The following is a 26,747-nucleotide window of genomic DNA, read 5'->3' as shown; positions in this document are numbered from 1 at the left end:
TCTCATTCAGACGCCGAAGCTGCAGGTTTCCACGGTCCAGTCACGGGCTTTGCCCGTCAGGCTGCAACCGAGCCCCGGACGGGCCGGCACGATCATCCGACCGTCCTTGATATCGAGTTGTTCGTTGAACAGCGGCGCCAGCCAATCGAAATGCTCTACCCACGGCTCATGCGCATAGGCGGCCGCCAGATGCAGATGGATTTCCATGGCGAAATGCGGCGCCAGGCGCATGCGTTTCGCCTCGGCGTGTGTGCAGATGCGCAGAAAGGGCGTGATGCCGCCGACCCGCGGCGCATCAGGCTGAATGAAGTCGACGGCATCGGCCCGGATCAGCGCCATGTGCTCGTCGGCGCTTGCCAGCATTTCCCCGGTGGCGATCGGCGTGGCGAGTTCGCGTGCCAGTGCCGCATGGCCCTCGGCATCATAGGCATCGAGCGGCTCTTCGATCCATTCGAGATTGAGCGGCTCGACCATCCGGCCGAAGCGCAACGCCGTCGTGCGGTCCCATTGCTGGTTTGCATCGACCATCAGCGGAACACGGCCATCGATATGGCTGGTCACCGCATCGAGCCGACGAAGGTCGATCATCGGGTCCGGCTGCCCGACCTTGATCTTGATGCCGCCGATACCGGAGGCGATCGAGTGATCGATGGCATCGCGGATTTCCTCGACGCTCGATGACAGGAAGCCACCGGAGGTGTTGTAGCAGGCAACACTGTCGCGATGGGCGCCAAGCAGTTTTGCAAGTGGCAGGCCGGCGCGTTTCGCCTTCAGGTCCCAGAGGCAGATGTCGATGGCGGCGATTGCCTGGGTCGCGATGCCGGAGCGGCCGACCGAGGCCCCGGCCCAGCAGAGCTTGTCCCAGATGCGCGCGGTATCGTTGGGGTCTTCGCCAATCAGGTTGTCGGCAAGCTCGCAGGCATGTGCATACAGGGCAGGTCCGCCTGCCCGCTTCGAGTAACTGAAACCGAGCCCACTATGGCCAGCCTCGGAGACGATCTCGCAAAACAGAAAGGCCACCTGCGTCAGCGGCTTCTGTCGGCCCGTCAACACCTTGGCATCGCTGATCGGTCGCGCCAACGGCAGGTAAGCGAGCGACAGGGTAACCGATCGGATGGCGTCCAGTTTGGACGGACCGGCAGCGAAGCCAGCCTTGGGAGGCTGTGCGGGGATCGTGCGTCGATTGGGATCAAACATCGTCGTGCCTCAGTTGATAGCCGGTTCCGGCGTCTTGCCACCGAATTCCGTCGTCAGGAAATCAAAGTCGCAGCCTTTGTCGGCCTGCTCGATATGGCTGGAGAACATGAACCCGTAACCGCGCTCGTAGTGGCGCGTCGGCGCCACCCAGGCGGCTCGCCGCGCTCTGATCTCTTCTTCGGAAACCAGCATATTGAGGCTGCGGGCCGGAATATCGAGCTCGACCATGTCCCCCGTTCTCAGCAGCGCCAGAGGCCCGCCAACATAAGATTCAGGTGCGACATGCAGCACGCAGGCGCCGAAACTGGTTCCGGACATGCGGGCGTCCGAGATCCGTACCATGTCGCGCAGGCCGAGCTTCAACAGCGCCTTCGGCATCGGGATCATGCCCCATTCCGGCATGCCCGGTCCACCCTGGGGGCCAGCATTGCGTAGAACGAGAACCGTGTCCGGCGTCAGTGGATAGTCGGGATCATCGATGATCTTCTTCATCTCCGCATAACTGTCGGCGACCAGCGCCGGGCCGCAATGGCGCTGGAATTTCGGGTCGCAGGCCGCTGGTTTGATAACCGCGCCATCGGGACAGAGGTTCCCCTTGAGCACGGCCAGCGAACCTTCGTGATAGACCGGGTTCGACAATGGCCGGATAACGTCGTCATTGTAGATCTTCACCTGGTCGAGACCTTCCACCAAGGGTCTTCCCGTCACGGTAATCGCGGTTGGATCCAGCTTGTCGCCGAGCTGCTTCATCAGGGCGCGCAAGCCGCCCGCATAAAAGAAATCCTCCATCAGATAGGTCGAACCGGAAGGCCGGATGTTGGCGAGAACCGGCGTCGTGCGACCGATGCGATCAAGCTCGTCGAGCTCCAACGGGACGCCGGCGCGGCGGGCCATGGCAATCAGGTGAATGATGGCATTGGTGGAGCAGCCGGTCGCCATGGCGACCGTGACCGCGTTGTCGACGGCCCCCGGAGTGATGATCTGATCCGGCGTCAGATCCTCCCACACCATATCGACGATACGGCGGCCACAGGCCGCCGACATGCGCTGGTGGTTGGCGTCGGCTGCCGGGATCGAGGATGCGCCCGGCAGTGTCAATCCCATAGCCTCTGCGATCGCCGTCATCGTCGATGCCGTGCCCATGGTCATGCAATGGCCGTAGCTGCGGGCGATTCCACCTTCGATGCCCTGCCACTCCTCCTGGGTGATCGTGCCGGCGCGCCGCTCGTCCCAGTATTTGAAACCGTCGGTACCGGAGCCTAGCGTCTTGCCGGCATAGTTGCCGCGAAGCATCGGGCCGGCGGGCAGATAAATGAAGGGAATGCCCATGCTGGTTGCGCCCATGACAAGGCCGGGTGTCGTCTTGTCGCAGCCACCCATCAGAACGGCGCCATCGACAGGATGGCTGCGCAGCAGTTCCTCGGTCTCCATCGCCAGCATATTGCGATAGAGCATGGTGGTCGGCTTGACGAAGTTTTCGGAAAGGGAAAGAGCGGGCAGTTCCATGGGGAACCCGCCCGACTGAAGAATTCCGCGCTTCACCCATTCGGCGCGTTCACGGAAATGCATGTGACACGGCTGGGCATCGGACCAGGTGTTGATCACGGCAATGATCGGCTTTCCCTGCCAGTCCTCCGGTGCGTAACCCATCTGCATGGTCCGCGACCGGTGGCCGAACGAGCGCTGATCATCCGGCAGCATCCATCGGGCGGACCGCAATTGCTCGTAGGTTTTCCTCGCGGTCACGGCTTTCTCCCACTTTTTCGCTTGCTTATCTCAGCGTTTGCACCAACTGATATTTTAGTTTGACATATATATCAATGGAAAGTTTGCGTTCTTGTGCATTAGGTCGTGCAAAGCTATGAATGGACTGAAAAGGATGCCTCACATGAATTCCCAGTTCGCCTCCACATTCGGCCTGACTGCACCCGGTTTTCCGGTCGTCGCCGGCAGCACGGTCCAGCGGGTCTATGATGATCTACGAAAGCGCATCATCACCATACAGCTGCCGCCAGACACCACGCTGTCGCGCACCGAGCTTACGGAGACTTATGAAGTCAGCCAGACTCCCATCCGAGACGCATTGCAGCTTCTCAAACAGGAGGGTCTGGTTCGCATTTACCCGCAGTCCCGCACTGTGGTGACCAGGATCGACGTCCTGCAAATTTACGAGGCGCATTTCCTTCGTGTTGCGCTAGAAACGGAGGTTTGCCGCCGCCTCGCAACCGATCCGGACCCGGACCCGAGCGTCATCACACGCGCTCGGTCGATCATCAAGATGCAGTCGGCAGTCGCTGACGACGTCGATCAGATTGCGATCTTCCAAGAGCTCGACGAGCTCTTTCACCAGACATTGTTCGCAGGCGCCAAGCGCAGCAGCCTCCACCAATTGATACGCGAGCGGTCCGGCCATCTCGAGCGCATTCGTCGTCTGCATCTGCCCGAAAAGGGCAAGATCGTCAGCATTCTCGATGGGCACCACGCCATCATCGATGCGATTGCCGCTCGCGACGAACAGGGTGCGGTCGATGCGATCCGCGAGCATCTCAGCCGCACCGTCGCAAAAGTGGAAGACCTCAGGAAGGAGTTCCCGGACTATTTCGTCTGATCTGCCGGGCCGCGGGTTTTGCCGGCGTCAATTGACCGGCGTCAGCAGCGGCCTGCCTGCGAAGAAGGCGGCAAGGTTGTCGACCGTCAATTGTGCCATCCTGTCGCGCGTTTCCTCGGTGCCGCTGGCATGGTGGGGATAGAGCACAATGTTGTCGAGCGCTGCGAAGCGCGGATCGGGATTGGGTTCGTTGAGGTAGACATCGATGCCGGCCGACGCGATCCGCCTTTCCTGCAAGGCCTTGATCAAGGCCGGCTCGTCGACCACGGTGCCCCGGGCAATGTTGATGAAGCTGCCGGTCGGTCCGAGCGCATTCAGCACGTCCGCCGAAATCAACCCTTCGGTCGAGGGGCCGCCAGGGGTTGCGACGATCAGGATATCGGCCCAGTCCGCCAGTTTTACCGGCGCGTCGAAATAGGCAAAATCGTTGCCGGCTTTCTTCGTCCTCCCATAATAGCCGACCGTCAGCCCGACAGCTTCGCATCGCCTGGCAATCGCCATCCCTATGCGGCCGAGGCCGACGATCCCGGCCTTCTTGCCCGAGGTCGACGTCGTCAGCGGCATCATGCCCTTTTGCCCCCAGTCGCCGGAGCGCACGTAGCGATCGCCTTCCGGCAGGCGCCGGCGTGCCGCCAGCATCAGAAGCAATGCCATGTCGGCAACATCGTCGCAAAGCACCTCGGATGTGTTGGTGAGCTTGATGCCGTGCCGGGTCATCGCCTCGACATCCATCTGGTCGTAGCCAGCCGAAGAACAGGCGGCGAGCTTTAATGCCGGCAATTTCGAAAGCAAAGCTTCGTCGATCGTCACATGGCCGTTGCAGACCAGCGCGGAAGCGATCGGGCCGGCTTCCCGCAACAGAGCATCCCGCTCTTCGCCTTTGACAAGATCCAGCCGGTGCAGCGTGTAGGTCTCCTCCAGCATTGCCATCTGATGGGGCCGGAGCGGATAGGCGACGATGACATCGGGCTTCATGCGGAAACGAGTCCTTCTTGTATGTGGCGGGCAGCGCGTCGGGTGGCCTGGACCTCCGGATCGGGATCGAGGCTCGCGGCAAGAAGCGCCTGCGTGTAGGGGTGGGAGGGCGCGTTGAAGATCTGTTCCACCGGCCCCTCCTCGACAATCTCGCCGGCCTTCATGACGATGACACGATCGGCGAAATCGCGAACCACCGGCAGGTCGTGCGCAATGAAGAGATAGGATAGGCCGAATTCGCGACGCAGGCCCTCAAGCAAGGCAATCACCTGTGCCTGGATCGACACGTCGAGCGCCGAAACCGCCTCGTCGCAGATGATCAGTTTCGGCTCCATCGCGAGCGCACGGGCAATCGCGATGCGCTGGCGCTGGCCGCCGGAAAACTGATGTGGATACCGGTCGGCCATATCCGGTTTCAGGCCAACCTTGACCAGCAGCTCGGCCACTCTCTCCTTCCATCTCGCCTTCGGCAGGATATCCGGGTGAATGACCCAGGCCTCGGAAATCAACCGGAAGACGCTCATCCGCGGGTTCAGTGACTGGGTCGGGTCCTGAAAGACCATCTGCAAATCGCGACGCAGCCCGAATATTTCTCTGGGGGTCATCGCAAGCAGATCGTTGCCGCGATAGAGAACCTGGCCCTCCTGCGGATCATCGAGGCGAACGATTGCCCGGGCAAGGGTCGACTTACCGGAACCGCTCTCGCCGACAACGGCAACCGTCTCGCCGGGCATGATGACGAAGTCCACGCCCTTCAGGGCCTGGAATGCGCCAAAACTCTTTTTCAAGCCAATGGCGCGCAGCAGCGGTTCGCCCTGCCGGTCACGCTCTTGCGCCATCGCACCCTTCCCGGGTGCGGCGGCAATCAGCTTCTTCGTGTAGGCGTTCTGCGGGTTGCGATAGACTTCGGCCGCATTGCCGGTTTCGACGACGCAGCCGGAATTCATCACCACGACCCGGTCGGCGATCTCAGCAACGACGCCCAAATCGTGGGTGATCAGCAGCAGGCCCATTCCGGTTTCCTGCTGCAATTCCTGCAGAAGTTCGAGCACCTGCGCCTGCACCGTAACATCAAGCGCGGTGGTGGGTTCATCCGCGATCAGGATATCGGGCTTGCAGGCAATCGCCATGGCGATCATCAGGCGTTGCCGCTGTCCGCCGGAGAACTGGAACGGATATTTTCGCATCGCCGCCTGCGGATCGCTTATCTCGACGCGCCCGATCAATTCGAGCGCCCTCGCGCCGGCCCGCTCCGCCGACTGACCATGCGTCGTCATCATCTCGGTGATTTGCCAGCCGACCGGATAGACCGGATTGAGATGGGCGAGCGGGTCCTGAAAGATCATGGCGATCTTGGCGCCGTTGATCGAGCGCCGCTCCTCTGGCGTCATTTTCAGCATGTCGCGCCCGTTGAGGAGAATTGTGCCGCTGGTGATCTTGCCGGGTGGCATGTCGATCAGGTTCATGATCGCCGAGGCCGACACGGACTTGCCCGAACCGCTTTCTCCGAGGATCGCCAGCGTCTCGCCGCGATCGAGATGCCAGCTGACATCCTGCACCGCCTTGACGGTCCCGCCGACGGTGTGGAATTCGACCGAGAGGTCACGCACTTCCAAAAGATGTTCAGCCATTTTTCCTGCCCCTCATTTCAAGGCGCCAGCGTTGTGTCGGATCGAGCGCGATGCGCAGCCAATTCGACAGAAGGTTCAGCGACAGCGTCGTCAGAATGATTGCAAGGCCCGGCCAGAAGGAAAGCCACCAGGCATTGGTGAGATAGGGTCGTCCTTGAGCAACCATGAGACCCCAGGTGATCTCCGGCGCCTGAATGCCGATCCCAAGGAACGACAGCGAGGATTCCGCCAGCATGACGAAGGCGAAATCCAGCGTCGCGATGGTCACCAGCGTGGGGAAGATCACTGGCAGGATGTGATGGAAGACAATGCGCCAGTATGATGCCCCCATGACCTTGGCTGCCTGCACGAACATCCGCTCGCGCACTTCCAGCACTTCGGCGCGCGTGGTGCGCAGATAGATGGGAATGCGGGTGATCGCCAAGACGAGGACGATATTGGTGACCGAGGGCTCGAGCATGTAGAGCACGATCACCGCCAGAAGCAGCGACGGAAAGGACATGATGACGTCGCCGAGGCGCATGATCCATTGAGCCGCGGAGGAGCGGCTGTAACCCGCGATCAGACCGAGCGCCGTACCAACGACAGATGATGCGAGCACGGCTGCCGCGGCAACCAGGATGGTGTTTTGCGCCGCCACGATGACGCGGGCAAGAAGCGGCCTGCCCAGCGCATCGGCGCCGAGGACATAAAGCCATCCGCGGGTGATATCGAACGGCGGCGCGTTCCGGCCCCGCAGGTTCTGCTTGGTGGCGACGGCCTCCAGCAGGAACGGGCCAAACAGCGCGCAGAGAAGAACGATCAAGAGGAACAGAGCGGCGAAGAAAGCGAGCTTGTCCGCCCACAGCATCGTCAGCCAGCGCCCGATCGGGCCGCTCGGTTTTTTCTCGGCGAGGATTTGTGTGTCGGTCATCGTCATCGCTCAATACCGGATACGCGGATCGAGCAGCGCATAGGCGATGTCGATCAACAGGTTCATGATGAAGATCGCCAGTGCCGAGACCATGATGACGGCCAGCACGACGGCAAAATCGCGAAGCAAAATGGAATCGATCATCAGCTTGCCGATGCCAGGAAAGCCAAACACCGTCTCGACGACAACGGCACCGTTCAAGATGGCGGCCGCCTGGTCGCCGATAACGGTGATCACCGGCAGCATGGCGTTGCGCAATCCATGAATGAAGATGATTGAGTTCGAGCGGACCCCCTTGGCGCGGGCCGTCTTCACATAGGCGGAAGACAGAACACTGATCATCGAGCCGCGGACCACCTGCAGGATCAGGCCGAAAGGCCGGATGAACAGCACGCTGACCGGCAGGATCCAGTGCCAGAAAGTTCCCGTTCCCGATGTCGGCAGGGCATGCAGTTTGACGGCGAAAATGACGATCGCCACGATGGCCAGCCAGAAATCCGGCGCAGCAGCGCCGATCAACGAGAAGAAGGTGGCAAGACGGTCGAAGACGCCGCCGACACGAAACGCCGCGAGCGAACCGATGACGATCGCGGCGATCGTGACCAGCACCATGGTGATGACAGCCAGCCAGAAGGTCCAGACGAATGCCTCCAGCACGACATCCATGGCAGGGCGGGCCTGTCGCAGTGATTGACCGAAATTGCCTTGTGCAAGATCCGAGACATAACGGCCGAACTGCATGATCAACGGATCGTTGAAACCGTTCATCTCACGGAATTGCTGGCGCATCTCCGTGGTCGCGTCGATCGGCAGATAGAGGTCGGTCGGATCGCCCGTCAACCGGGAGAGGAAGAACACGATGACGATAAGCACCACGAGCGATACGCCACTGGCGATCGCGCGTTTGCCGATGAAACTCTTCATGCCACTCCTCCCGAGTGAAACCCATAGGGGTCGTGATGTCTCGTCTTCGTCGGTACCGAAGCCGCCTGTCATACCCCTCCGGCAACGGGCACGGCTCGAAGACCAGTCGCTACAACTGAAATATTAGTGCATCTAGAATTTTTGTGAACCCCAAAAATGATCAGGGCTTATCAACCGGCGGCTTGCGTCGCCATGTCATGCCGCGGGTTCCAATAATCGCCGCGCCGATGATCACCGCCGCGCCGATCCAGGTCTGTGCCGCCGGAACTTCCGCGAAAAATGAGAAGGCCATCAGGGCCACAACGGGCAGTCGGAGAAAGTCGAGCGGTGCCAGAACGCTTGCAGCCGCCATGCCGAAGGCACGTGTGATCAGCGTCATGTTCAGTGCGCCGAGGGCTCCTTGCATGGCAAGCAGCCCGAGTTGGCTCCAAGTCGGCATTGACCAGACCGGCAGCATGACGATCACGCCAAGCGGCACCGTCGCTATCAGATTCCATGCAACCAGTCGGTCCGCACTATCCCTCAATGCCATCCGCCGCAGCATCAATTGGCTGGCCGCCGTCAAGACTGCTCCTGCCAGTGCAAAGAGCAGCCATTGGTCGAAACCGGACGCTCCAGGGCGAATGATGATCATGACGCCGATAAAACCTGCGACAATACCAGCCACGCTGGAGATGCCGACATGTTCCTTGAGCACCAGCCACGCACCGAGAACGAGAAACATGGGCATGGTGAAATTGATTGCCGTGGCATCGGCGAGTGGCGCATGCGCAAAGGCGACGAACAATGCGACCAATGAGGCAAGCTTCAGACCCGCACGCACGACATGCAGAACACGATAGGGTGAGGCTTTCAGGTCGACCCGTGACACAATCCAGGGCGTGACGACAAGAAGTCCGAAAAACGACCGGAAAAAGCCGATCATCAATGGATGCACGTCGCCAGCCAGCAAGCGTACGATGACTGCGTCGAGACTATTTAGAAAAGCGGCGGCCACCATCATGCATACGGCAAGGCTTGTGCGACCAGGCTGCATCACGCTTCTCCTGATCGAACAAAGCTGAACCCTGCTATATCGGCCTTTCGATACAGCTGCGCGTTGAACCGGCAATCCATTGGAAATAAAGCCTTCCTGGCGTGTCTGCTAATCTCCGGGCACCCAACGGTGCCACGGCGAAGACCGCTCGTTCTCACCAGGGGCCGGTAGATCCGTTATCCCCGGCGCGGATTAACGGCTTTATCTCACTCCATCTGCCGCCGTCCACACTGACAGAGCGCATTTCTGACAGGGCCGCCCTCGCCCTCGGCTAGTGGAGCACTCCGTTCGTTTTCGCCCGGTTCGAGAATTGGTGGACGAGCATGATGCCCTGCTCAAGGAGCAACTCGGCCGCCTGCAGATCGCGCGGCGTGAGATCGCCGGATAGTCCGCGAATCGTATTCGCGACGCAAATGGAGTTGGCGACGAAGCGGGCGTCGCCCTCACCTTCTGCCTCCTCGGCAGTTGCTTCCAACGCGTCGGCGACGGTGTCGAGCAGGCTCGAGCGTTCGACAAGCGTCATGTCGTTCAGGGTTTTGGAAATGCCGTTCATGATTGTCTCCTCGCGCGTGCCCAAGGCGGATCGCAGCTCCAATTTCTCGATTTCAGTCACATGGCGGTGACTGTCAGATAGGATGGTTGTCTTCAGAAGCAACTCATGGCTGCCGCGCACCTTACGCATGAGTGCAGCGAGATGACGGCTCAATCAAAAACTTCGGGCCGATCGTTCCAGATGTGTCAGGAGGCCGGGAAGCATTGGTCGCTGCCCTTTCAAGAGCTTTATGGCTGCGTCGGACAGGGAAAACCACCCCGCGCGATCAACCTCCGGAAAGCTCTTTACGCGGCCTGACCGTGGCGGCCATTCCATTTGAAATTCGGAACTCTGTATCGCATTCACGTCCAGTACCGGATCGGCTTCGATCGACCAAGCGATAACTATCTTTCCGCCAGGTTGTCGGTATTCGCCCAACGGTGTGAACCTGCCATCGACTGCTACACCCAGCTCTTCGGCAGTCTCCCTTATTGCCGCCGCGAGCTCGTCTTCTCCAGGCTCGACCAGCCCCTTCGGGATCGACCACGCAGCCTCGTCTTTCCTGGCCCAGAAAGGACCGCCCGGATGGACGAGAAGGACTTCGATGTCCCCGGAAACGTGCCGGTATATCAGAAGTCCGGCGCTGCGGAGTACCATCGCCTTGTGCCCTTCTTGTGTCGATCACGAGGCCAGGCATTCCTCACAGATGCCGCAGCCGTCATCGTCCATCCACCGACGCCGGCGCTTGCAGCAAAGGCAAGCAGCACTGTCTGGTTGTTCTTTTGTATCTTCCGGAGGAATGATCTCGATCGTCGTGTCGAATAGAGTGTCAGCCACAAGCTCCGCCATCTCGTTGCTCCATTAGTCTGTTCTAAATAAGATAGGAACGGCGATCGATACCGGCAAGCTCTCGACGACGTCAGGCGGTTCAATGAAAGGGTCAGCTTCGACGCCGGTCGGAGCGGCAAATGCCATGCCGAACCACATTCGGCGATCTCAGCATCGAACGCTGGGCCTTCTTGCGACAAGTGATATAGTTAAATTTCGGTCGTCCACCTGGACGATGCGACAAAGGAATTATTCCATGGGAGACCAGAAACGCCCTCTGCAACCAGGAGAAACTGCCCCCGCCTTCGCACTAGCCACGGCCAACTTCGACGGAACCGTCTCTTTCGCCGACTTGAGCGGTCGCCCGTTCGTGATCGGGTTCTTTCGCGGGCTGCACTGCCCGTTCTGCCGGCGCCAGTTAGAACAACTTGCCGGCGTACAGCCGACCCTGCGCGCCGCCGGTGTGGAGACCGTGGCCGTCATCAACACGCCGGTGGAACGTGCCCGCCTGTATTTCCGCCACCGGCCGACGCCAATAACGCTTCTGTGTGACCCGGACTGCCGCACGCATGAAGCCTACGGTGTGCCGCATGGCGAGTTCCTGCCCGAAGGGAGCTGCGAGCAGCCCGAATGGCCCTATGGTGCAACGATGGCGCAGTTCCAGGCGGCACGTATCAACCCCACGGGCGAGCTGCCGGAACCGCTGCACCCGATGGAAGCCAACACTGTACTCAACGCCAAGGATGGCTTCGAGCTTGACGAGGCCGATAATGCGATCTTCGCGAACCACGCTACCCAGCTCGTCGGGCACTTCCTGGTCAATGCGAACGGCACCATCGGCTGGACCCAAATCGAGGCGCTCGACGGACCGAACAGCCTCTCGATCTTCCCGACCGCGGCGGAGATCATCGCCGCCGCCGGCAGCCTTGGACGCTGACCTGCAGCGAACCCGCCCGGCCAGCGTTGCTGCACGATGTCGAATGAGGGCAACTCTCCGACCTGTCATCAGCTTGAATTCCATGTCACGTTCTGCCGGAAAATCATCAGGTTAGACGGACCTCAACCGCTTTTCGGTTTTTGCATCGAACAGATGCAGTTTGCTGAGATCTGGGGCAATGACGATCTGGTCGCCGGCGCGGAGATCAAGGCGTTCTCTTACCGTCGCAACGAGGTGATCGGCGCCAAACTTCGTGGTTATCTGGATCTCAGCACCGGTAGGCTCAACGAGGACGACCTCAGCGGCAGCAGGACCTTGTCCGATTGTGAGATGCTCAGGGCGAATGCCGTAGATAATCTGCGCGCCGCGTTCCAACGACGCTGCTTCGGGCAATGGCAACCTACCTCCGCCGTCCACGATGAACTCCAGCGGTCCCGAGGTGCTGACCTGCCCTCGAATAAGGTTCATCGCCGGCGAACCGATGAAGCCGGCCACGAAAAGGTTTGCCGGCCGGTCATAGAGATCCAGCGGCGAGCCTATCTGCTCGACGAAGCCGTCCCGCATCACAACAATCCGATCGGCCATCGTCATCGCCTCGATCTGATCGTGGGTGACGTAAATGGTCGTTGTCTTCAGTCGCTGATGCAGTTGCTTGATTTCGGAACGCATCTGCACCCGCAGCTTCGCGTCCAGGTTCGACAATGGTTCGTCAAACAGGAAGACCTGCGGATTTCTAACGATCGCACGGCCCATCGCCACACGTTGGCGTTGGCCACCCGACAGGTTTCTCGGATATCTGTCGAGTAGATGCTCAAGCCCGAGAATTTCAGCGGCCTCTCGAACACGCTGCTTGGTCTGTGCTTTGGGTGCTTTGGCCAGCTTCAGCGAAAAACCCATATTCGCCTCCACTGTCAGATGGGGGTAGAGCGCATAGGACTGGAAAACCATTGCGATATCGCGTTCTTTTGGCGCGACATTGTTTACGACCTTGCTGCCGATCGAAATCCGACCAGCCGAAATCTCTTCGAGGCCGGCGATCATCCGCAACAATGTCGACTTCCCGCACCCGGAAGGACCGACCAGGATAACGAATTCGCCGTCTTGGATATCAATATCCACACCATGCAGAACTTCGAAGTGACCGTAGCTCTTGCGGGCATTCGCCACACTTACTGACGCCATAACTTTCTCCGGCTGAATATTGATATCTTCAGGATGCAGCCGCTCGTCTGACACGGCTGTCGATTGCTCATTGGCTTGTGGTGGCGGCCGAATAAGGCGCCAATACCGCATCGACCGCAGCAAGGCAGAGCTCGCGGGCCTTCGGAGCGACCCGCTTTGACACCACATCAGAATACAGTCGGCCGAGATATTGGCTGATCAGAGTTTCGGGAATTTCATCAGGAAGCCGGCTGAACAATTCACCGACCGCGGCGGATGCTCGAGGATCCGGCCAGTAATAGCGAATTCGATCACTATAGCTGAAATGCCGTTGCAGTCGCTGCTCATCGGGACTGCCGCCATAGTGGCCCGCCCAGCTTGCCGGTTGCTCAACCATGATTTTTTCCATGGTCGTCACCAGTCCTGTTCGTGGCGTCTTCCCTGCAAGTAGATCAGCGATCGCATCGAGACCGTACAGCGCTTCGCGCAGCGCGAAAGTCAGCCCTGGTCCGACCTTGAGGATTGCAAAGCCGCCGTCAACGAGAGCAGACAAGGCTTCGGCCGGTTGGTAGTCGGTGGAATGTGCTTCGAAAACCAAGCCCGGCATGTCGTCCAGCGAACGAATGAGGCTTTTGGCCCGTTCAGGCTTGTAGAGCGCCACGTCCGTGTTGCCAAACTCCACACCCGGCTGAACTACTATCCCAATGACCCGCTCCATTGCCGACGCCAAACCTGCTGCGGCAAACGACGCCCGGTGAACCGCCAGGGTTTTCATCGCCGCATCGGCCCGCGTAATTTCGATTTCTTCGAGTGCGTGCGTTGCGCCACCTGGAGGCGGCACCTCGGTTCCGATGATATAGACCGGTGGGCGGCGGCCTGAACGAAGAGCGGCCTCCTCAGCGGCCTTTGCCAATCGAGCGGCCCGCGCCGCGGTCAATTCGTCATCGAGCGCCGTTGGTTCACCGGCACAGCCCATCGACGTGTCCAGGTGAATCTTTTCAAACCCTGCCTCGACATAGGCCGTCACCATAGCCGCGGCGCGCAGCATTGCCTCCTCGGCCGCCAATTTTCTCCATGGGTTGGGACCGAGGTGATCGCCTCCCAGGATGATGCGTTCGGCTGGAAAATCAGTCGCTGCGGCGATGTCCTCGATGAACCTGCGGAAGTCTGCCGGCGTCATCGCAGTATAGCCGCCCTCCTGATTAACCTGATTGCAGGTGGCTTCGATGAGGACCGCCCGGTGCTCCATGCCGGCACGCCGAAGGGCTGCCTCGATGACCAGTGGATGCGCCGAGCAGACCGAAGTGACGCCATGGGGAAAAGGCAGGTTCCGGGCACCGAAAAGCTTTCGCAGCGCGATCTGCCGGTTCTCTTCGATCGACGTCATGCGAGCGTCACGACCTTCGTCAGGTGACGGGGAGAAACCGTATCGATTTGCCGAGCCTGCGCGGCCCGTTCGCCGAGGACCTGCAGCGCCGGAAGGACAACGAGACCCGCAAGCGACAGATCGACATCAACGGCGAGTTCCAGATCGCCTGGACCACCTACACCGATGACAACCGCGCCTTTTTCTCTCAGTTCTCCCACCAGTTTCGTCTCCGCCTCCCTCTGGTCGGAGCTGTACAGCATGACCGCAACCGTCTTCCCGTCAACGAGGCTGATCGGCCCATGCCGGTATTCCAGCGGGTGGAAGGCCTGGGTCATGATCTGGCTCATTTCCATCAGCTTGAGCGCTCCTTCCAGGGCGACGCCGAAGAGGGGGCCCCCACCGAGAAAGACGAAGTGCGACCGGTCCGCGATAATTCCAGGCAGCGCGGCATCGAGAGCGCTGGCGAGCTGGCGGGCCGAATTCACGACAGAGGCAGGAACCTTCTGCCCGATCATCTGCAAACCGAGAAGGACCATGAGGCTTGCCGATACCGTCATGACAATACCTTCGTCCGGATGGGTTTCGGCCGCGACCATCCGATCGCAATTTTTCGCAAGAGAGCTTTCCGGTTCGACGGTTATCGCCGTCACGAAGGCGCCGGCGGCCCGGCTTGCCTTTGCGGCGGCGACTGTTTCTGTCGTCTCGCCGCTCCGGGAAAGCGCGACGACGTGCGTGTTGCGCCACTCCGGCCAGAAGGCCGACGGCCGGTTTTGCCATTCGGCACCAGGGACCGCGATTGCCTTGCGTCCGGCCATATTGGCATAGGCTGCCAGCGAGAGCGCGAGATTGAAGGATGTGCCGCAGCCGACGAAGACGAGCAGCTCCGCGCGGTCGTCGGCTGAATTCAATTCAATGGCCTTCTCCCAGTAAGGAAATTGCTCGAAAATAACCTTTTCGGTCGTGCTCATGAAGTCTCCGATTATTTGACAGAACCAGCCAACAGGCCGCTGACGAGGTAACGGTTGAGGAAAATGACGACGAGGGCGGGAATGACGATGGCGATCGAGCCGCTCGCGGTGATGAGGCCGTAGTCGATGAAGTTCTTCGTTACGAATTCCGGGATCAGAACCGTTAGGGGCTTCGTTGCCTGCGGCGAGAAAATGAGCGGTACGAGATACTGCCCCCAGGCGCCAAGGAAGGTGAGGATCGCCGCTGCCGTCAGACCCGGTCCGGCCAGCGGCAGGACGATATTGAAGAAGATGTAGAGCCGACCGGCTCCGTCGAGTTGCGCCGCCTCTTCCAGTGCGATCGGAAGCGCTTCGAACACGCTCCGCAGCAGCCATAACGACAGGGGCAGGAAGGCCGAGACATAGATCAGCGAGACGCCCACATAGGTATCGACGAGATGCAGCTTGATCATGATCTGATAGAGCGGGATCAAGACTGCGTAGGCAGGAATGGCCAGCGTCGCGACGACGGCGACAAAAAGCACTTTCCGGCCAGGAAACTGAAGCCTCGTGAACGCGTACGCTCCAAGAGAGGATATCGCGACGCAAAGCAGGGTGGCAGCGATTGATGTCACCACGCTGTTGAGCAACGCGGCCCGGAACTGTTTGAATACCTCCACACCTCCGATCCGCGCAATATTGATGCCGAGCAGCCGGGAGTAGTGATCGAGCGTAAAGTGCTGCGGGAAGAAGTTGATCGGTCGGGTCGAAAAGTCGTCGCTGGGCGTAACCGAACTCGCGATGGTCCAGTAGATCGGCCCTAAAGACCAGATCAACAGGACGCCGACGCCGGCCCAAATCATCATTCGATAGGCAATAGTGGATTTCATGAGTCGAACCGTGTGCTGCGGTAGACACGAAGGACGTAGACCAGCGAAATCAGCAGAGAAACGAGAGTGATCACGACCGATAGCGCCATGCCATACGAGAAACGGAGATTCTGGAAGGTTTCGAGGTAGATCTGGACGAGCACCGGTCGGGTCTCGAGGCTGGCACCGGCCAGAACCCAGGCCTCGTCGAAGAGATTGAAAGCGTTCACGGTTGCGTTCGTCATGGCGACAGCGATCGCACTGCGAACCAGAGGAAGAGTTACCAATGTGAACATCTGAACGCGCGTGGCTCCATCGATCCGCGCAGCCTCATAGAGATGGGCAGGGATACTCTGCATCGCCGCAAGGACAATGACGATCGTCAAAGGCATCATGCGCCAGACGTGGACGATTGTTACGGCGACGATGGCGCTGGTGCGATCGTTGAACCAGACGTGATTTTCGAAGGGAAGCCCGAGCGCCGAAAGAATGCCGTTCAACAGACCCGCGCCAGGTTGATAAATCCAAAGCCAAATGACCGAATTCACAACGCCGGGCAGCGCCCAAGGCAAGATCACTGCTGCGAGCACCCACTGCCGCCCGACCTTGATCTGATTGATGAGAGCGGCGGCAAGAACGCCGAACACGGTTTCGGCGACGACGGCCAGAACAACGTATGTGAGCGTGTTGCTCCAGGTGGTCGCGAGCTGGCCATCCGATAGCATTCTGCTGTAGTTTTCCAGGCCGACGAATGGAGTGCCGGCCTGCATGGGGTTGACCCTGTGCAGGCTGTCCCAGATGGTTCTTCCCATCGGGTAGAAGACCAAAGCTGCCATCGTGATAACGATGGGCGACACCAACAGCAAGCCGAGCGTGGCGTCGGCGTTGAAGCCGACCCCACGCTTGCTCGGGGCCCCTTCGGACGCCAAAGCTGTCATTGCGCCATCGCCTGCTTGGCGGCGGAAGCGATAGCCTCCATCGCCTGGTCGACGCTCATCTGTCCTTTGGCAGAGCTATTGATCGCTGTGTTTACGCCGCTGGAAAATTGCGGATACCAAGGCGGCGTGCCTTGCGGGAAGAGCGGCTCAACGGTTTTGGACTGCGCCACGAGAGCGTCACCGCTGTTCAGCTTTCCGGACTCGTTGAGTTCGGAAAGCGCCGACGTGCGGGTCGGCAGGAAGCCGTTCACGGCATTCTTCTTCTGGAAGTCCTTGCTGGTGAACCATTTGACGAAAGCGATCGCCGCCTCCTTGTTGGGAGAGACGTTTGGAATAGCCAGCGCTTCTGGAAGGCCGAAACTGCGCGTTTCACCACTCGCCGTCGGTACGAGGATCGCTTCAACCTGGCCGGCGACTTTCGACTGCTTCGGGTCGTTCATCTGGCCGAGACGACCGGGCTCTCCGGAGATCATGATGCTGGCGATGCCCTGCCCGAACATGCTCTCATTGATCTGGCTGTCTTTCAGGCCGGTAGACGCCGGATCGACCAGCCCTTCCTTGAGGAGCATCAGCTCGAAAGCAAGCGCCTTGTAACCAGCCGAATCCGGCGAGGTGAAGAGCGGATTGAAGTCCTTGTCGAAGAGTTCGCCACCGAAGGCCTTGGTCAGCAAGTACCAGCTCGTTGACGCGCCTTCGGTTGCTGAAACCGGCAGGCCGATCGGATACTCGACAATGCCCTTTTCCTTGATTTTCTTGGCTGCAGCAACCAGGGCGTCCAATGTTTTCGGCATCTCGGTGATGCCTGCATCCGCGAAATGCTTCTTGTTGACGAGCATCACCCGGAAGTCGTTGGTGTAGGGAATTCCCAATAACTTGCCGTCGACGGTGAAGATCTTAGCAACGCCGATATCTTTCACGGTGTCGGCGTCGATCACATCGTCAAGCGGCATATACCAACCGGCGGCGCTGAACTGACCGGTCCAGGACCAATCGAACTCGGTCACATCAGCCGGCGCTGTACCGGCAACCAAAGCCGTCACCAGCTTCGGGCGGATGTCGTCCCAGGACAAGGTCTGCAGGTCGACGTGAATGCCGGTTTCGGCCTCGAAGTCAGAGGCGATATCCGGTCCCTGCGGCGATGGCATGAGCACTGTGATCGACTGGCCGGCAAGCGGCTTGGCGTCCTGGCCAAGAGCAGGTGCGGCGATTACCAGAGCTGCTGATGCAAGTAGAGGCAAGATCAATTTATGCATGTTCCCATCCTTCATTATTCTTGAGCTCAATTCACTGGGATGCGCGGTCACCGCCTTCGGCCGTGGCCACGATTTGCCCGAACCAGCCGTCGTCTAACGGCCAGTCGAGAAGCTGGGCGGCAGCCAGGAGCGCACCGCCAATGGGGGGAAGTTTCGGCAAAGCCGGAGGCCTGCCAATTCGGCGTTCAAGCGCCTCCAAAAGAAGCCGGCTCGAAAAAGTACCGCCGGCATAGGTCCAGTCGGCATCCGGACCACAATGGCCGGCAATTGCCTCATGATGCTTCGCCAGTTCATCGGCGGCCTGCTCGATCAACGCGATCGCCCCTTTGTCGCCGCCAAGTGCGACCTGATCGACGAGGGCCGAAATTGCTGCAATGTCTGCCCGTGGGTTCGCCAAGGAGCTGGCCCAATCGCCGAGGCCATTCATGGGATTGCTCGGGTCGATGCGAAGGTGGTCAAACAAGGCCTTTGCGAGAGCCGTTGCCGGAGCACGCCCGTCCAAGCTTTGGCTGACAAGGTTGAGCGCCCTGCGCCCGATCCAATGGCTGCTGCCCTCATCGCCGATGAGATCTCCCCAGCCGCCGGTCCGCGCCGACCGGTCTTCAGAGTTGCGCGCCCATGCCATTGAACCCGTGCCGGAAAGAATGAGGATACCCGGCTCGCCCGCAAAAGCACCAAGGTGCGCCGCGTCGACGTCGTTGAGGACGCGCCGGTGGATGTTCGGGAATAGGCGCTCGATCGCATCCCGTTGTAGAACCGATAGGCGTTCAACCTCCCCGTAGGCGGGCAGCGCTGCGGCGACGGCCGCCAGATTTCCTTCACCGCGAAAGGGAAGGAGATGCTGCTCCAACTCCTGGAGCCAATTGGGATTGTCCATGGGATTGACCCCGTGGCCGTGGGAACGCCGCAATATCCGGCCACGCTTGTCAGCGAGGGCAACCAGCACCTTGCTTCCGCCACCGTCGATGCCGAGGATCAGCGCCTCGCTCACGCTTTCGCCCTCAGGTCGGCGATCGTCGCGTCGACGCCGAAGTTGACAAGCTCGTCGCGCCAGTGCCGCGAAAGCCCGGAATCGGTAATGACTTTCGCGGTGTCCAGCGGCGCGACCTTGTAGGTCGCGGTGGTTCCGAATTTCGAGGAATCGGCCAGGACGAAACGATTGGCCGACCGAGCCAGCATGCGCCGGTTGAGGCTCGCTTCCGCACTGTCCACGCTGTAGATCGCCCCGTCGGAACTAATGGCGCTGGCGCCAAGAAAGAGCTGGTCGAACCACAATGTTTCCAGCATTGCCTCCGCCTGAGGTCCGACAAGCGACGCGTTCTCGCTACGCAGCTGACCGCCGAGAAGCACCACCTCCAAATTCGGGATATTCAGGAACTCCTGCGCTACCGTCAGGCCATTGGTGAATATCCTGAGCGGCATGGGGTTGATGCGAACGAGGCGCGCAAGCTGCAGGACGGTCGTTCCCGCGTCGAGAAAGATTGCTGTACGCGGATGAAGCAGATCGTAGGCCGCGGTGGCAATCGCCCGCTTGGCCGATAGATGGCGCTTTTCCCGCTCCTGAAATGCAACCTCAACCGATGATCCTTCGGCAATGCGCGCTCCACCATGCACGCGATCAATGGCCCCCTCCTGCTCAAGGATCTGCAGGTCTCTACGAACCGTGGCAAGCGATGCTCCGATCGCATCGGCAAGAGCCTGGATGGTCGAAAAGCCGTTCGCGTAGAGGTGGCTGCGAATGGCATCCAGCCGATCGACCTTCACTCCGACTGCTTGGCTCAACGAAAATCTCCCTCACGGCCAATCCCAATTTCGATCACATTTTCATTTCAAATGATCAGTGTCAATCAATTTTCTGACGTTTTATGATTTATTGGGTGGGAGCCGGAATGAAAAAGACGCGCCGTGAATTCACGGCGCGTCAATAACGAATGAACTGCCATCCGCAGCAGCGCTTGTGGCTGGCTTACCCGCGGGATCTCACTGATATCTCGGCAACAAATCGCCGTGCGCATTGATCAGGTCGTCGACAAGGTTCCAGATTTGGTCTGGAGACAATTCCGCAGACGTATGCGGATCGAGTAGAGCGGCTTGGTAGATGCGCTCGCGGTTTTTTGTAAGAGCCGCCTCGACCGTCAACTGCTGAACAGAAACGCTCAAGTTCATGACGGCGGAAAGCTGAGAGGGGATCCGACCGACCCGGACCGGCTGAATTCCGTTTCTGTCGACATGGCAAGGCACTTCCACGATACATTCAGCGGGCAGATTCTCGATCAGGCCGTTGTTTGGGACGTTGCCGTATATCAGTGCCGGGTTGCCAGTGACGGCGGCATGAATGATGCCGGCCGCATATTCATTGCTGCGGCGCACCTCGATCGGCTTGTCGCCTTCCAGTTCCTTCCGCAAGGCATGCCACTCTTTGATCTGCACCTCGCAGCGCCGGATGTATTCGTCCAACGGGATATTGAGCTGATCGAGCAGATCCCCTCGCCCCTCCTTGATGTACCAGGAGGTATATTCGGAGAAATGCTCGCTGGATTCGGTGACGAAGTGGCCGAGCCGTTTGAGCACATCGAACCGCACCCGATCGTCCGGCGGAACGCGTCCATCGGCGGCGAGAGCGTTCAGTCTCGGATAGAGATCTTCCAGCCGTCCGTCGCTGTGAACTTTCTCATACTTCAGGAAGAAGGCGACGTGATTGATGCCAGCCGAAACGTAGTTCACGTCGGCAATGTCCTCGCCGAGGCATTGCGCGAGATGCCCGGCTGTGTGCTGCACACTATGACACAAGCCGACGGTCCGGATTTCCGGGGCCAGATCCTTGATCGCCCAGCAGTTGATGGCCATCGGGTTGACGTACTGCATCAGAAGAGCCTGCGGGCAAACCTCCTGCATGTCTCGGCAGATCGTCTCAAGGACTGGTATCGTCCGCAAACCGCGGAAAATACCCCCGATGCCAAGGGTGTCGGCGATCGTCTGACGCAAGCCATATTTTTTCGGAATGTCGAAGTCCGTGACGGTAGCCGGCTTGTAGCCACCGACCTGCATCATGAGGATGACGAAATCCGACCCGCGCAGCGCTTCCCGCCGGTCGAGCGTGGCGTCGATCCTGACACTTGAAAGCTTAAGCGACTCGCAGATCCGGCGAGCGACGATCTCTGACGTCTTCAGTCGCTCTGGATCGATATCGAAGAGGCTGATGACGTAGTCGCCCCCTCTCTGCGAGGACAGGACATCTCCCAGAATGTTCTGGGCGAAAACGGTGCTACCAGCGCCAACCAGACAAATCTTCGGCATTGCAATCTCCCCATCGGTTGTGATTGCTTATTGCTCCTTCTAGATAAGAATTTCCTCCTGACATCGGCCTATTAATTCCGGGATTCGAGTCTTCTACAAATGAAACATACCCAAAGCCGCGGCGAATGGATTGGATCCCGAGGGCAGTTCCTGATCGAGCGTCACATCGCTGATGCGATGGCCGCACCGCATTGGCACGACCACGTTGAATTAAACCTGCTCATGGCAGGCCAGATGACCTACCTTTTCAATGGAAGGCAGGAACGGGTTGAGGCCGGCCGCCTGGTTTTATTCTGGGCCGCAATTCCCCATCAGACGATCGCCGTTGCCGACAACGCGCCGCTCGTATGCCTCTATCTTCCCCTCATCGATTTCCTGGGTCTGCCGGTGGACAGAAAGGCCAGGCAGTCGATCATGCAGGGGAGGTTTCTGGCGCAGGCAAATCAGGAAACGATGGATGCGTTGACACTCCCACGATGGGAAAAGGAATGGCAGGGCGGCAGTGCGGCAAGACGGAAATTGGTCGTGGAGGAGGTTCGACTGCGAATACGTCGCCTGATTCTGGACAATGCTGAAATCGACAATTCGCCAACCCATGTCTCTCCGACATCGTTGGCTGGCCACGCAGTGCGCCACGTCGAGCTGCTGATCGACCTCATCAATTCCCGCTACGCAGATCCGGTGAGCGTACCCGATCTCGCCAAGCTTGCGGGAATGCATCCAAGCACTGCCAACAGCGCTTTCCGAAAGGTTCTCGGAATATCAGTCAACGAATACCTGACCCGACATCGGATTGCCCGGGCGATGCAGCTTCTGACAGACACGGAGGATCCTGTCCTCCAGATCGGTTTTGACTGCGGGTTTGGTTCCAGCAGTCGCTTCTACGAGATTTTCAAGGAGCGAACGGGCACGACCCCCCGTCATTTCCGAGAAGCGGTGAACTCCAGGAACAATCCGGCGCCTTGATGGGATTCGAACCGCACACCCGCGAGTTCGAGTGCTGGCGACATAACGCTTTTTTTATGGAACCCACGTAGATGCTGGCGCATTGGCGGTGGAGCAGATCAGCTAATTCAGCGTCTGATGCTGGTGCCGAGCGACCCATCAAAGGAAAATCGGAGAAGTAAAAGTCGTGCACCTGCAAGCGCGCCGTGACGGGCCGCATTGACAGCGAGTTCGTGGAGTACGAGCGCGAGTCGCTGGACAACCGGCGCCGGGAGTCTCATATCCTGACCGCTGAAAGAAGCTCGTGCTGCGGAGAATGGTGTCACCTGCAGGTGAATGAGTTCTTTAACATTGACGCTGCAGTGCGCTGGTGGCGGAAGACGTGTTCCCCTCGCCGACCGGCTTCGACCGCGACGTGCTGCCGAAGAGGTTCCCAAAGGAGTACATAATCCGGAACATGGTCGAGCCTTTCGAGGTCCTGATTGGCGTAGCGTTGACGATCGCGGGTCGAGCGATGGCCTGCGTTATCGCCGCCGGCGCTCTTCGCGGGCGCTCGTGAAGATTACAAGGATCGTGCCTTCCAAAAGTCGACCGAGCGAGTGATCACGAAGAATGTCAAGCAAAACCGCCTGCTCCGTCGCATCCACTTAGAAACAAGTTTTGATCTCCGGCCCTGTGGGGTATTCATCACAGATCAAAAGCGCTGCTCTGCTTCGAAGCGTCAATCCCCGGAGTTGCATCATGAAAATTGCGCCGCAGCAGCGGATCTATGTCTGCTTCTTTCTCTTCGCTGTGTCGCTGGGGGCGCTGCTGTCGAGGATGCCGGATTTGCAGGTTGCGCTTGGCGTCGATAAGACCGAGCTTGGGTTGACGTTGATAGGGGCTGCGATCGGCGCCTTGATTTCGTTGACTTTGTCTTCGCCCTTGATCGCCCGGCTCGGCGCGCGGACGACGGCGTTCATTACAGTTCTCGGCACATCTGCGCTGCTGTCGCTGGTGCCATGGATCGGTGCTGCGCCGGCCGTATTCTTTTTGCTTTTCGTCGAAGGGCTGCTCGCTGGGGCGCTAGAGATCAATCTCAATGTCGAGATCGACCGCATCGAAGCGCAGCTGGGACGCGGCGTGATGAACAGAGCCCATGGCTTCTGGAGCCTCGGCTTCTTCGTCACGGCGCTTGTCTCTTCGGTAGTCCGCCAAGCCGGTATTTCGATGCAGCTACATCTCGCCGTGACCTTTGTCGCGGTCCTTGTCATCGGCATCTGGGCGATCACCGGCATGCGCAATGCGCCAGCGCGGATCACGGTGGACGAGGGCAAGGCGCCGCTGGTAGCGCTTCCTACCTGGGGGCTAATGCCGCTCTGCGTCATCGGCATCGCCGCCTTTCTCGTCGAAGGTGCCGGGATCGACTGGTCGGCGATCTATATGCGCGACGTGTTTTCAGTCGAGCCCTTCATCGGCGGACTGGGATTGACACTCTTTACCTTTTGCATGGCGCTGGCGCGCCTGTTCGTTGATCCGCTGGTCGATCGGTTTGGCGCGCGGGCCGTCGCCACGATGCTGCTTGTTCTTTCGGCGATTGGCATCTACGCCGTCTGGGGCGCACCGCATGCCTATGTCGCACTGGCGGGCTTCGCCTTGATGGGCGCCGGCTGCAGCGCGGTCTATCCCCTCGCCGTCTCGGCGGCGGCCCAGCGTACTGATCGCGCGGCGTATCTCAACGTCGCCGCTCTCGGCCAGATGACCTTTGTCGTCTTCTTCCTGGCGCCGCCGCTGCTCGGCTTAATTGCCGAACATGCAGGCATCAGGACATCCTATCTCGCCTGCCTTCCGCTGATCATCTACGCGCTCTTTTCGGTCAAGGCGCTTGCCACGCGCCGGACTGCCGGCGGCGGTAGTGTTGCAACTGTTCGGAGCGTCAACGGATGACGGATTGTGCCGCCGGTTCCGCCGCGCGATTGTTTCAACGAAAGCATAGGCGATAACGCCGTTGGGCCGCCGCTCGGTGCTCCATTTTTCGCAAGGTGGAGCTGTTGGTCGAAATCTACCACCATTGTTCCTCGCCCGAGATATGGCGGCGATTTCCTGCGCGACGAGTTGGTGGTCGATGGTCGCGCGACGAATATCCTTGGCCTTGATGCGATATGAACTGTCGACCTCCAAATTGTTCGCGGGATCGACAAGAACGAGTTGATGCTCGATATACCGGCGTCAGGATCGGACAAGGTCGGTGGAAGAAAATCTCGGATTGGTGGCAAGTTCAAGCGGTGGCCGCATTCGAAACCTCTTGGCGCAAAGCCCACTCCTCCTTCGTCAGAGTCTTGATGTCGAACTGGTCGCGCGTCCTCGCATAAGTATGGCCACCCATTCGTCCGACGGCGTCCATCAGTTGCTGGTCGATGTGCAGGTTCGCCGGATTGACCGCATCGCTTCTGACATAGACGCCGAGGACTTCGCCGAGGATGATTTCGCGGGCGGGGCCGACCTGCAGGGTCGTGTGGCGGCGGCATTCCAGCGCTGCGGGGGCTGCGAGGATGCGTGGGCTTCTGACCATCTGTCCCGGTATCGTTGCCAGTCCGGCTTCCGAGAGTTCGTCGACCTCGGGCCCGAACTTGATGGCGCAGACCTCCATCCGGTCGACAAGGGCGTCATCGCAGATATGTACCGTGAACTCGCCGGTTTCGCGGATGTTGCGGGCCGTATCCTTGAAGCGCATGTCGGCATAATTCTCGACGCCGATGGCGACGATTGCCGGGTCGTGGGTGAGGACGTTGAAGAAGCTGAACGGGCCGGCATTCGGCTTGCCATCCTTGCTCACCGTCGTCACCAGCGCGATCGGGCGGGGAATGACCGTGCCGATGAGGATCTTGTAACGCTCGCGCTCGGTCAGTTTGGCGAAATCGAAATGCATGTGTTGTTTATGATGGGTCATCTCAGGCCTCGGCAGCGATGCGGTGGGTTTCAAGCGGGGTATGGCGGCTGAGGTTCTCAAAGCCGTCCTTGGTCACGACATACATGTCGCCGATATTGCAGCCGGCCGACAGCGGTTCCAGCCATTGGGTGTGGAGGACGAAGACCATGCCCTCCTCCATCCTGTCGTAGTTGTGCGAGGAGATGTTGAAGCTGTTCTGGCCGCCGGCCATGCCGACCGAATGGCCGAGGTTTGGATTGTGCGGTCCGTGCGTTGCCGGATAGACGTGCATGAGCTTGCGGCCCTGCGCCTCCCAGTCGATGTCCTTCACATACTGATTGGGGATCAGGCGTGCTCCGCCGTCTTCCATAGGCGACCAGTTATAGGGCATCGTGCGTGCCTCGGGTGACATGAGCATGCCGCGCTCGATCATCGGTTCGAAGGCGGCATTGTTGACGTCGCGCATCAATGCGCCGGGCTTGATGAGCTTTTCGGCCCGCTTGACGCCTTCGGTGCAGGCGGCAAGCACATCCTCCTGATGGCTGGTGATATCGCCGACCGCGATCATGCGGGCGGTCTGGGCCGTATAACCGCGATAGGTGACGTTGGAGATATAGAGGTTGATGAGGTCGCCGGGCCGGACGATGCGGCCATAGGGCTTGCCGCAATGGGTGCCGAATTCGTTGATACCGATCTGGTAGCCGTCGCCGGTTTCGCCGCCGAGCGCCATCTGCGCATAGGTGAAGGCGGCAAGGATTTCATGGTCGGTCACGCCTGGTTTCGCCACATGATAGGCAGCCTGCGTGCCGATGCTGATCAGCTGGGCGGCGGCGCGGAATATCTCGATCTCGCGCGGCGAGCGGACCTTCTGCATGCGGTCGAGAATAGCGTTGTCAGCCACGAACTTGCTCTTCGGCAGCAGGTCGTCCAGAGCAGACCAGAAGGTCAGCGACGTACGGTCGCCGATCCTGCCGATCTGGGCCTTGGCAAGACCGAGACTGGCGAGAACCTCGGCGCATTTCTCTGCGGTCTTGAGGACGGAATCGCCGGGGCGGTCGGCGTATTCGCGGCCGATCGGGCCAATCTGCCAGATCTCGTCGACGAGCACGGGCTCGCCGCCTGGCGGAAGCAGGACGGATTGGGTGAAGAAGGAGAGAAGTACCATCGCCTTGTCGGCATCGGTCGGAATGATCAGCACGCCTTCGCGCATCCAGTCGCAGATGTAACGCAGATAGGCATTCGAGGCGTGGAACCAGCCGACGCTGCCGGCGTGGACGATCAGCGCGTCATGACCGGCTTCGACCGCCTGACGGCGAACTCTGCGAAGGCGATCCTCGAACTCTTCGACAGGAAGCGGCAAGGGCGCGGAGAAGTCGAAATCCGGTTGGAAATCGGCCAGCAGCGATCCCATCCGATAGCCGCCTGCGTTTGTCGCGCGCATGTTCATGAGTTTGTTCCTTCCAAGTTCAGGCATAGGTC

25 protein-coding genes and 1 pseudogene are annotated in these 26,747 nt (G+C 59.7%); 5 read left to right on the top strand and 21 right to left on the bottom strand.

The genetic code is table 11. The annotated features are described in order from the left end of the window. Positions 1 to 6: 6 nt before the first annotated feature. Both ELH03_RS24915 and araD read right to left on the bottom strand, forming a co-directional pair. Complete coding sequence (locus tag ELH03_RS24915; RefSeq protein ID WP_128403319.1) at positions 7 to 1,197, bottom strand: L-talarate/galactarate dehydratase; 1,191 nt, start codon at positions 1,195 to 1,197, stop codon at positions 7 to 9. A gap of 9 nt (positions 1,198 to 1,206) precedes the next feature. Beyond that, positions 1,207 to 2,943 carry an L-arabinonate dehydratase gene (gene araD / locus ELH03_RS24910; RefSeq protein ID WP_130766857.1) on the bottom strand — a complete coding sequence of 579 codons (1,737 nt, stop codon included), beginning with the start codon at positions 2,941 to 2,943 and terminating at the stop codon, positions 1,207 to 1,209. 142 nt (positions 2,944 to 3,085) lie between these two features. Between araD and ELH03_RS24905 the strand changes: the two genes are divergently transcribed. Beyond that, entirely contained in the window at positions 3,086 to 3,805 is a 720-nt protein-coding gene (locus ELH03_RS24905) for a GntR family transcriptional regulator (protein ID WP_130766856.1), read from the top strand. A 27-nt stretch (positions 3,806 to 3,832) separates the two neighbouring features. Here ELH03_RS24905 and ELH03_RS24900 read toward each other — a convergent pair whose 3' ends face one another. The 7 genes from ELH03_RS24900 to ELH03_RS24870 form a co-directional block, all read right to left on the bottom strand. Beyond that, the gene (locus ELH03_RS24900) at positions 3,833 to 4,780 is read right to left on the bottom strand and encodes a 2-hydroxyacid dehydrogenase (RefSeq protein ID WP_130766855.1); all 948 of its coding nucleotides are present in this window, start codon (positions 4,778 to 4,780) and stop codon (positions 3,833 to 3,835) included. Then, positions 4,777 to 6,411: an ABC transporter ATP-binding protein gene (locus tag ELH03_RS24895; RefSeq protein ID WP_128403315.1), complete on the bottom strand. Its 1,635-nt coding sequence runs from the start codon at positions 6,409 to 6,411 to the stop codon at positions 4,777 to 4,779. The genes ELH03_RS24900 and ELH03_RS24895 overlap by 4 nt, the downstream gene beginning before the upstream one ends. Beyond that, a complete protein-coding gene (locus ELH03_RS24890; RefSeq protein ID WP_197727828.1) occupies positions 6,404 to 7,330 on the bottom strand; it encodes an ABC transporter permease in 927 nt (308 codons plus the stop codon). The genes ELH03_RS24895 and ELH03_RS24890 overlap by 8 nt, the downstream gene beginning before the upstream one ends. A 3-nt stretch (positions 7,331 to 7,333) precedes the next feature. Next, on the bottom strand, positions 7,334 to 8,248 hold the full coding sequence (locus tag ELH03_RS24885) for an ABC transporter permease (RefSeq protein WP_128403313.1): 915 nt from the start codon (positions 8,246 to 8,248) through the stop codon (positions 7,334 to 7,336). A 160-nt stretch (positions 8,249 to 8,408) separates the two neighbouring features. After that, positions 8,409 to 9,284 (bottom strand): DMT family transporter, encoded by an 876-nt coding sequence (locus tag ELH03_RS24880; protein WP_128403312.1) that lies wholly within the window; start codon positions 9,282 to 9,284, stop codon positions 8,409 to 8,411. A 271-nt stretch (positions 9,285 to 9,555) separates the two neighbouring features. Then, positions 9,556 to 9,837, bottom strand: coding sequence for a hypothetical protein (locus tag ELH03_RS38680; RefSeq protein WP_024321456.1), 282 nt, complete (start codon positions 9,835 to 9,837; stop codon positions 9,556 to 9,558). A 153-nt stretch (positions 9,838 to 9,990) separates the two neighbouring features. Further along, the gene (locus ELH03_RS24870) at positions 9,991 to 10,473 is read right to left on the bottom strand and encodes an NUDIX hydrolase (RefSeq protein WP_128403311.1); all 483 of its coding nucleotides are present in this window, start codon (positions 10,471 to 10,473) and stop codon (positions 9,991 to 9,993) included. Between the two features lie 427 nt (positions 10,474 to 10,900). On the opposite strand from ELH03_RS24870, the gene ELH03_RS24865 reads away from it, so the two are divergent. Next, positions 10,901 to 11,581: a redoxin domain-containing protein gene (locus ELH03_RS24865; protein WP_128403310.1), complete on the top strand. Its 681-nt coding sequence runs from the start codon at positions 10,901 to 10,903 to the stop codon at positions 11,579 to 11,581. A 111-nt stretch (positions 11,582 to 11,692) separates the two neighbouring features. Here ELH03_RS24865 and ELH03_RS24860 read toward each other — a convergent pair whose 3' ends face one another. The 9 genes from ELH03_RS24860 to ELH03_RS24820 form a co-directional block, all read right to left on the bottom strand. Beyond that, on the bottom strand, positions 11,693 to 12,763 hold the full coding sequence (locus ELH03_RS24860; protein ID WP_128403335.1) for an ABC transporter ATP-binding protein: 1,071 nt from the start codon (positions 12,761 to 12,763) through the stop codon (positions 11,693 to 11,695). 67 nt (positions 12,764 to 12,830) lie between these two features. Next, a complete protein-coding gene (locus ELH03_RS24855) occupies positions 12,831 to 14,129 on the bottom strand; it encodes a D-tagatose-bisphosphate aldolase, class II, non-catalytic subunit (protein WP_128403309.1) in 1,299 nt (432 codons plus the stop codon). After that, positions 14,126 to 15,079: an SIS domain-containing protein gene (locus ELH03_RS24850; protein ID WP_128403308.1), complete on the bottom strand. Its 954-nt coding sequence runs from the start codon at positions 15,077 to 15,079 to the stop codon at positions 14,126 to 14,128. Before ELH03_RS24850 ends, ELH03_RS24855 begins: the two co-directional genes overlap by 4 nt. A gap of 11 nt (positions 15,080 to 15,090) precedes the next feature. Then, positions 15,091 to 15,924, bottom strand: a complete 834-nt coding sequence (locus ELH03_RS24845; RefSeq protein WP_197730014.1) for a carbohydrate ABC transporter permease — start codon at positions 15,922 to 15,924, stop codon at positions 15,091 to 15,093. A gap of 20 nt (positions 15,925 to 15,944) precedes the next feature. Then, positions 15,945 to 16,865: a carbohydrate ABC transporter permease gene (locus ELH03_RS24840; protein WP_130766853.1), complete on the bottom strand. Its 921-nt coding sequence runs from the start codon at positions 16,863 to 16,865 to the stop codon at positions 15,945 to 15,947. Then, positions 16,862 to 18,118 carry an ABC transporter substrate-binding protein gene (locus ELH03_RS24835; protein WP_130766852.1) on the bottom strand — a complete coding sequence of 419 codons (1,257 nt, stop codon included), beginning with the start codon at positions 18,116 to 18,118 and terminating at the stop codon, positions 16,862 to 16,864. Before ELH03_RS24835 ends, ELH03_RS24840 begins: the two co-directional genes overlap by 4 nt. 31 nt (positions 18,119 to 18,149) lie before the next feature. Continuing rightward, positions 18,150 to 19,109: an N-acetylglucosamine kinase gene (locus ELH03_RS24830; protein ID WP_130766851.1), complete on the bottom strand. Its 960-nt coding sequence runs from the start codon at positions 19,107 to 19,109 to the stop codon at positions 18,150 to 18,152. Further along, positions 19,106 to 19,900 carry a DeoR/GlpR family DNA-binding transcription regulator gene (locus ELH03_RS24825; protein ID WP_130766850.1) on the bottom strand — a complete coding sequence of 265 codons (795 nt, stop codon included), beginning with the start codon at positions 19,898 to 19,900 and terminating at the stop codon, positions 19,106 to 19,108. Before ELH03_RS24825 ends, ELH03_RS24830 begins: the two co-directional genes overlap by 4 nt. A 198-nt stretch (positions 19,901 to 20,098) precedes the next feature. Then, positions 20,099 to 21,415 (bottom strand): alpha-glucosidase/alpha-galactosidase, encoded by a 1,317-nt coding sequence (locus tag ELH03_RS24820; protein ID WP_130766849.1) that lies wholly within the window; start codon positions 21,413 to 21,415, stop codon positions 20,099 to 20,101. Positions 21,416 to 21,514: 99 nt separating this feature from the next. On the opposite strand from ELH03_RS24820, the gene ELH03_RS24815 reads away from it, so the two are divergent. Next, positions 21,515 to 22,381 carry a helix-turn-helix domain-containing protein gene (locus ELH03_RS24815; protein ID WP_128403302.1) on the top strand — a complete coding sequence of 289 codons (867 nt, stop codon included), beginning with the start codon at positions 21,515 to 21,517 and terminating at the stop codon, positions 22,379 to 22,381. Positions 22,382 to 22,545: 164 nt separating this feature from the next. On the opposite strand, the pseudogene ELH03_RS38040 reads toward ELH03_RS24815, so the two are convergent. After that, positions 22,546 to 22,719: pseudogene (locus ELH03_RS38040) on the bottom strand (blue-light-activated histidine kinase); the annotation flags it as partial. Between the two features lie 11 nt (positions 22,720 to 22,730). Between ELH03_RS38040 and ELH03_RS37530 the strand changes: the two are divergent. Next, positions 22,731 to 22,919: a hypothetical protein gene (locus ELH03_RS37530; protein WP_164902111.1), complete on the top strand. Its 189-nt coding sequence runs from the start codon at positions 22,731 to 22,733 to the stop codon at positions 22,917 to 22,919. Positions 22,920 to 23,101: 182 nt separating this feature from the next. Continuing rightward, positions 23,102 to 24,286 carry an MFS transporter gene (locus tag ELH03_RS24805; RefSeq protein WP_130766848.1) on the top strand — a complete coding sequence of 395 codons (1,185 nt, stop codon included), beginning with the start codon at positions 23,102 to 23,104 and terminating at the stop codon, positions 24,284 to 24,286. Positions 24,287 to 24,617: 331 nt separating this feature from the next. Here the strand turns inward: ELH03_RS24805 and ELH03_RS24800 are convergent, their stop codons facing one another. Both ELH03_RS24800 and ELH03_RS24795 read right to left on the bottom strand, forming a co-directional pair. Continuing rightward, entirely contained in the window at positions 24,618 to 25,289 is a 672-nt protein-coding gene (locus ELH03_RS24800) for a flavin reductase family protein (protein ID WP_128403300.1), read from the bottom strand. Position 25,290: 1 nt separating this feature from the next. Beyond that, entirely contained in the window at positions 25,291 to 26,715 is a 1,425-nt protein-coding gene (locus tag ELH03_RS24795; RefSeq protein WP_128403299.1) for a M24 family metallopeptidase, read from the bottom strand. Positions 26,716 to 26,747: the final 32 nt, after the last annotated feature.

This window comes from Rhizobium beringeri, from assembly GCF_004306515.1.
GTDB lineage: Bacteria > Pseudomonadota > Alphaproteobacteria > Rhizobiales > Rhizobiaceae > Rhizobium > Rhizobium beringeri.
This window is presented reverse-complemented; position numbering and strand designations above follow the sequence as displayed.